The organism is Burkholderia sp. E168m23 (assembly GCF_016586125.1).
In the GTDB taxonomy this organism is placed as follows: domain Bacteria; phylum Pseudomonadota; class Gammaproteobacteria; order Burkholderiales; family Burkholderiaceae; genus Burkholderia; species Burkholderia orbicola.
The window spans coordinates 1-3,605 of the sequence record NZ_BCPP01000752.1; the positions used below are offsets into that span (position 1 = coordinate 1).

The window sequence follows — 3,605 nt, forward strand, 5'->3', positions numbered from 1 at the left end:
CGGCACAGCCTTATGCTGCAAGGCTCTCCGGCCGACAAGGTGAAGTTTTACGGGAGCCAAGGTGATCTTCTGCGGGAGCTGACGTGATGGGGTTCAGGGAGCTGCGTGAGCCGTTGCAGGAAGGGTCGTGAGCGGATTCGGGATCACAGTAAAACACACGTTTTCCTGAAGGTGAGGGTTTTCGGGGCCACACAGCCGTAGAAGCCGCGCTGTGCCTGACTTCACAGTTTTCTGCCTGTGCAGACATAGGTGAGAATTTGCAGGACCTGCTTCGCGCCCCGATTCTGCCCATCTTTTGGGCAAATTTGGCGAAAGGTGAGGTTCCACGGGACTCCACGGAAATTTGCCGTGAGGATTTGCGGGAAGTGGACGCCATTTTGCACAGCAAAAGTGCTCTCCTGGGCCTGTGATGCCCCAAAGGTGAGACTTTTCGGGAGGGAAATCCGGGTTTTCCTGCCCCGTTCGCCTTAAGGTGAGCTTTTTCGGGGCATGGATCACAGGCTCCGACTTGGCTTACAGGTGAGGTTTTCCGGGAGACGTATTTGCTGAAAAAATGGTCAAAGGTGAGGTTTTTCGGGACCTGTGAGGGGCGGAATTCGTCGAAAAGCCCGCCAGGACTGGAAGAAATCTCGTTTTTGCTGTGCCACTTTTTGGCACAGGTGAGAGTTTTCGGGGGGCGACATACGGTTGTCGTATGAAGGATACCCGTCGAAAGGTGAGGCTTTTCGGGGGCTCCTGGCGATGCACAGCCAAATGCCTTTTGTGCATAAGTATCGGAAGAGATTGGGATTTTTGATACCGCGGCGGTTACGGTGAGATTTTTCGGGAGCCATTTCCGTACCCGTTGCTGTGCCGCATTTTTTTCGTTGAGGTGAGTGTTTTCGGGAGTCATTGGCAGCCGGTCGCCCGTGTGTCGGGCCTTCGTCGGCACCCGGATGAATCAACATGCTGTGCTTGAGGTGAGTATTTTCGGGACCGGATACGATCTGCGCGCTGTACAATGCGCGCCCGGCCCGGCCAAATAGGCACTGATCGGGCCGCGCATGCCGGTTTCGACCGCGCTTTTCCATGTGTCGAAGCCAGATCGATATCTCGGCGACCCGCGCCTGTACATGCATACAGGCCGATCGGCACAGTCGGAAAAGGTGCGGTGAGGTGCAATCGCGGCCCTGTGTCGAACTCACGTCTGCGCAGTCGCAAAATTACGACAAATCGAAAGGTGAGCCGATACGGGAGCCAATTTCGCACGTGTCGCGCACAGGTGAAATTCTGTGAATCGGCGCATGCCGCGGCACGTCTGGAAGAGTCCGGAACGCCGCACTGGCGGACCGGTGAGCGTTTTCGGGAGCTGTTCGGGTGAGTGCCGTTTTGCCGGCACGCTTCACCGGCTATGGTGAGCATGTCGTTCTGGACGCACATCACCGCAGGCGCTATCCTTCCGGGAAACTTCTCCTCCGACCCGACGTATGGCCACGACGAAGCGCGCCAAGAAAACCGATGTGGATGTGGTGAGTGCCAGTTCAGCCGAATTGCGAAAGGCCGTCGAGGCGATCGCCATTCAGCCGAAGAGCGGCAAGATCACGCTCCTCACTCGCAAGCTGTTCAATGTCCTGCTGGCCGTCGCGCAGCAGGCCGACGACTCGGGCGATACATATCGCGCGCTGCTGTCGGACATCGTCGCGAACTCCGCTTTCGATTCGAACGACACCGCATTGGTGAAGGAACACCTGCGCCGCATGGTGTCGGTGCAGGTCGAATGGAGCACGGGGACGTCGAGCCAGAAGCCGGGCCGCAAGTGGGGGATCTCCACGCTGATCGCCGATGCGGAAATTCTCGAGGACCCGACCACCCGCCGCGTGTGGGTCGAATTCTCGTTCGCGCCGAAGATCAAGAAGAAGCTGCTCGACCCGGTCCAGTATGCGCGGCTGAGCCTGCAGTTCCAGAGCCAGCTGCGCAGCAGCGCCGGTCTCGCGCTGTACGAGATCTGCGTGCGCTACCTGACGAACCCGAGCCACCTGACGATGCGCGAGCCGTGGGAATGGTGGCGGCCGATCCTGTCGGGCACGCCCGACACGGAAGCCGGCGACGAAGCGAAGCGCGAGTACAAGTACTTCAAGCGCGACTACCTGCGTCCCGCGATCGCGGAAGTCAACGCGGTCACCAACATCTTCGTCGAGCTGATCGAGCACCGCGAAGGGCGTCGGGTGGCCGAGATCCAGTTCCGCGTGACCGAGCGCAAGCAGCCGATGCTCGCGCTCGACGAACACCCGAACGTGTTCGACAGCACGCTGGTCGACCGGATGGTGAAGCTGGGAATCCCGTTGAAGGAAGCGCAGACGCTCTATGCGGACAGCGAGGAAAACCGGATTCGTGCCGCGCTGCAGATGACCGAGCAGCGGATGCGCAGCACGACGCTGCCGCCGGTGCGGAGCGCGCCGGCGCTGTTCAAGGACGCGCTGAAGAAGGGTTATGCGCCGCCGGTGGAGTCGGTCGACGCGCTGCCGGCCGGCACGCCTTCCGCGAAGGTTGCGGCTGCGCAGCCGGACGATCTGAAGGCGCGCTTGCTGAGCGAGTTCGCAGCGTTCCGCCGCAAGGAAGCGAAGGTGCTGTACGAAGAGCAGGGCGACGCGGAGCGCGAAGTGGCGCGCGAGTCGTTCGAGTCGGAGGCGTTGCCGACGATGGGCTCGCATCTGCGCGACGACTGGCGCAAGCGCGGCCTCGATTCCAAGCTGGCCGAGACGGCCTTTTTCGACTGGCTGGCCCAGAAGACCTGGGGCGAGCCGACGGACGGTGACCTGCTGTCGTTCACGCTGAACCAGTCGCGGGCCGCTTGAGGCCCGCTCAGGCCCGCTGACGGGCCACCGCCGGTCCCCACCCCTGATCGGGCAGGGCCGGCGGCCTCACCAGGCCTTGCCGGCCGTTTCCCTTACTCCGACAACAGCATTCGCTCGAGCTGCTCGAGGATCGCGTCGCGCTTGTCCTTCGGGAGGCCACGCAGGCGCAGTTCGATGCGGTCTTCGCCATACGACTTCAGGTCGCCGACCGACTTGCCGCCAAGCTTGATCTCGAGACGCTGCGCATAGCGCTGACGGCCCGCGGCCTTCGGCGTCTCCTGTGCCGCGACGCGGCCCTTGACGATGTCCGACACCTGGCGTGTGCTGAGATCGTCCGACACGATCTTGTTGATCAGTCGCAGCGTGGCCTCGGTGCCGCGCGCATTGTGATAGCGACCGACCTGATACGCCATGTTCGACCCGAAGCGATCGGGACGCGCGACCATTTCCTGCATGATCGCTTCCGGCAACTTGCCGATCGACAGCGCGACGGCCACCGTCGACTCGTCGAGGCCGAGATGCTCGGAGAGCTCCTTCTGGCTCTGGAAATGCTTGTCGTCGAGGAAGCGGCGCCACACGACCGCGTTGTCGAACACCGTCTGCGAATCGCGCTGAACGTTGAGGTCGTAGCCGAGCTTGTAGCTCTGGATGCCGATCGGCACGTCGATCACGATCGCCTTGACCGACTCCTTGTTCGCTTCCTTCAGCGCCCGCACGCGGCGGCCACCATCGCTGACGAAATACGTGCCCGGATTGTCGTAATCCGGAATC

1 protein-coding gene and 1 pseudogene are annotated in these 3,605 nt (G+C 61.7%); one reads left to right on the forward strand and one right to left on the reverse strand.

The features are described 5' to 3' along the window. Positions 1-1,466 precede the first annotated feature (1,466 nt). Positions 1,467-2,834, forward strand: coding sequence for a replication initiation protein (locus tag JMF90_RS28890; RefSeq protein WP_006480193.1), 1,368 nt, complete (start codon positions 1,467-1,469; stop codon positions 2,832-2,834). 92 nt (positions 2,835-2,926) lie between these two features. Here JMF90_RS28890 and JMF90_RS28895 read toward each other — a convergent pair. Continuing rightward, a pseudogene (locus JMF90_RS28895) lies at positions 2,927-3,605 on the reverse strand (ParB/RepB/Spo0J family partition protein); the annotation flags it as partial.